The organism is Candidatus Cloacimonadota bacterium, assembly GCA_034661015.1.
In the GTDB taxonomy this organism is placed as follows: domain Bacteria; phylum Cloacimonadota; class Cloacimonadia; order JGIOTU-2; family JGIOTU-2; genus JAYEKN01.
The window spans coordinates 1-3,167 of sequence record JAYEKN010000151.1; the positions used below are offsets into that span (position 1 = coordinate 1).

Consider the following 3,167-nt stretch of genomic DNA (forward strand, 5'->3'; position numbering starts at 1 on the left):
TCATCCGTCATTACCGGAACTTTTCTCATTTGCTGCCGAAAACGATACGCTAACAATCGAAGTTAAGAAATAGTAATTTGGAGTAAAACATCCGTGATGTTTTAAGATAAACTAGTAATTTTGGAGTGCAACATCCGTGATGTTGCAGTGTTGTATAAAATATCACGGATATTTTACTCCAAAACGCCATAAATGGCGTAATATAATTTGCACGATTTTTTTACCTATCCGTAAACGGATAGGCTATTTTTTTTGCATTCGTGGTTATTTTTTCACATTTCCTGACCTGTGAAATGCCTTTATCTGTTTTATTTCACCGGGTCCCTTTTCCAATTCAAAATTCAAAATTCAAAATTCAAAATTTCCTTCTCCGTTTTCCTTTTTCCCTTTTCCCTTCTCCCTTCTCCCATTTTTTGTTTTTATCCGTACATTCGTGGCTATATTTTTTCAATATAACCAAGGGCATTCACGCCCTTATATTTTACTCAAACACCGTCCACTGATAAACTTTCTCATCAATTTCCTTTTTCGGATTTTTGCGTTTCAGTCCACGAGTTTTGGCGATTTGTTTTCCGATATCCGACTCAATAATCCAGAACTCATAACCTCCATCTTTTACAACTTCATATTGAACCGGTGGCTGCTTTTCCGTTGATGCTTGCACAAGCATTTGTTCAATTCCGGTCGGTTCACATACTTCCAATTCAAGAGGAAGCTGTATCCATTGATTTGTTTGGTCTGTGGCAAGGTGATAATTATCTATAAGTAATGTTTTTGTTTCATCTGAGAAAATATACATCAGGCGGATATAACAAGATTTGTTCGCTCTCACTAAAATTTTGGGTTCATCTCCATAATAATAAACAAGGGGTCCATCGGACATTTTATCCGTTTGCAAATCTATTTTTAGACGATTATCGGTTTGGATTGCATCGTAGAGGGCGAGTTTGTTTTGTAACGCTTTTTTCAAATCTTTCGGTTTGATCCTTTCCCAACCGATATTTTCGCAGGTTAATTTATTCACAAAAATTTGAGTGCTTTTTTCATTCCCTTTTGCAAGGTCATTCATTCCAAGCAGAATAAGAATTCCTTGTTCAGATTCAAGTATTTTCCCTCTGAAAATGTAATCTGAATCTTCACAATATTTATATGCATTTCGTTGCCAACCGGTTTCTGCAATGATCTTATTTGCCAGAATCTCGGCAAAATTATTTCCAAACTCGGATACAAAGCCGGTATTCTGCCATTCGACCGGATAGATGACAAAAGAGCCGTTTGCTTTGGAATTCGCCAAAAGAGGAGCAAGAAGATCATCAGATAATTCTGCTGGTGTTTTGGGGACACTTCCTGTTAGTTCATAAAGCTTTTTCTCAATTTTGTATTTCGTAGGTATCTTTCCCATTTGTTGTGACAGATCATCGTTCCATTTATTAAGGTAAAGGTATATAGCCATATCTGTGCTCAATTTTTGCAAAGTGATTACACATTCCGCATATTTTTTCATTGCCTTTTTGGGATTAGAATTATAAAGATCTTCTGCAAGTATGAATTCATCATTCACTTTTTTGATGTTTTCTTTGATCTTATGTTTGAATGAATTCCGCAGATCATCTGCCGGTATTCCGACAAGAACATAGATGCAATTATCATCCTTTTCGCTTTTCAATTTCTTGCATCCCATTATTTCCAGATCGGTTTTCACTTGCGTTTCGCTCATGAAATATTCTTCTACTTCTGTTTCTTCATCGCCTCCTTTTTCTGAAATATAATCAATAGTTTCACCGGAGATCCGGCAAGTGATTTTGGAAGCAGCATCCTGCAGAGCCATTTGTTCTGCTCGTTTTTCTGCTTCGGCTACATTTTTGCTTTTTATTTCAGCAAAACCTTTTCCGGTAAAATAATCAGAAAATCGGTTTGCGAAGGTGCCTGTGTACCAGTTGGGGGTTGCAGGAAGTGATGCATAGAGCAAGATTAGAATCATTGGAATCGATAATTTTATTTTCATTTTACTCCTTTTTGTAACGCCGTGAACGGCGTAGATTATTTCTTCTTTCCTATTTCCCCAGTCCTGAAGGACTGGGCTATTTTTTTCGCTTTTGTTTTTCATTTATACTCGTGAAAGGTTGGAATTTTTCATTTTCATTTTTTTAAATAGCCTATGCGTTTACGCATAGGATAAAACGATACGTTCATTTTTATAACGCCGTGAACGGCGTGGATATTTTTTCTTTCCTATTTCCCAGTCCTGAAGGACTGGGCTATTTTCGTTTTTCATTATTCATTCGTAAACGTGAATGGTTAGATCTTTTTATTCCATTATTCGATCGCAAACTATTCGATTATTTTTTTATTTTTAAAAGAGACAACAATTAAATTATTTTCATTAATTCATTTTTTAAAATAGCCTATGCGTTTACGCATAGGATAAAACGATACGCTCCTTTTTATAACGCCGTGAACGGCGTGGATTATTTCTTCTTTCATATTTCCCCAGTCCTGAAGGACTGGGCTATTTTCGTTTTTCATTATTCATTCGTAAACGTGAATGGTTAGATCTTTTTATTCCATTATTCGATCGCAAACTATTCGATTATTTTTTTATTTTTAAAAGAGACAACAATTAAATTATTTTCATTAATTCATTTTTTAAAATAGCCTATGCGTTTACGCATAGGATAAAAAAATCACAACATTCCCACGCCGTTTACGGCGTTATTTTTCTATTACCACATTATGTTTCTGCAATAACAAATTCCATTCCTCCGTAAAAGACTGCTTTTTATGATGCTCTTTTTGATTTCTAATATATTTTTTTATAATTCCAACATTTGATTCACTCACCGAAAATGCTGCAAATCCACGCTGCCAAGCAAATCTTGTTTTTATGAATTGCTGCTCGTTAACCCAATGCGAAGATTCGCCTTTTATATTATTTACTATTTTACTTATCGCATATTTTGGATTCAAGGAAAATAAACAATGAACGTGGTCTTCGATGCCGTTTATCAAAGAAAGGTGATAATCTTTTTCAGAAGATATTTCGTGAATATGTTCATACAATTTTTTTTGAATTACATTTGAGATAAGTGGATATCTATCTTTTGTGCTCCACACGATGTGTAACCAAATTTTGTAATAGGTATGGCTCATTTTTTATTCTCCTTTTT

The 3,167-nt window shown here is 34.8% G+C and carries 2 protein-coding genes; both read right to left on the reverse strand.

Annotated features, from left to right (window positions below; all coding sequences use genetic code 11):
- Nucleotides 1-481: 481 nt before the first annotated feature.
- Nucleotides 482-2,107: a hypothetical protein gene (locus U9P79_05995; protein ID MEA2104173.1), complete on the reverse strand. Its 1,626-nt coding sequence runs from the start codon at nucleotides 2,105-2,107 to the stop codon at nucleotides 482-484.
- A gap of 605 nt (nucleotides 2,108-2,712) precedes the next feature.
- Nucleotides 2,713-3,150, reverse strand: a complete 438-nt coding sequence (gene tnpA / locus U9P79_06000; protein MEA2104174.1) for an IS200/IS605 family transposase — start codon at nucleotides 3,148-3,150, stop codon at nucleotides 2,713-2,715.
- Between the last annotated feature and the right edge of the window lie 17 nt (nucleotides 3,151-3,167).

Coding starts and splice junctions, on each gene's coding strand:
- U9P79_05995 (MEA2104173.1), bottom strand. CDS start 2,107: ATGAAAAACAAAAGCGAAAAAAATAGCCCAGTCCTTCAGGACTGGGGA.
- tnpA (MEA2104174.1), bottom strand. CDS start 3,150: ATGAGCCATACCTATTACAAAATTTGGTTACACATCGTGTGGAGCACA.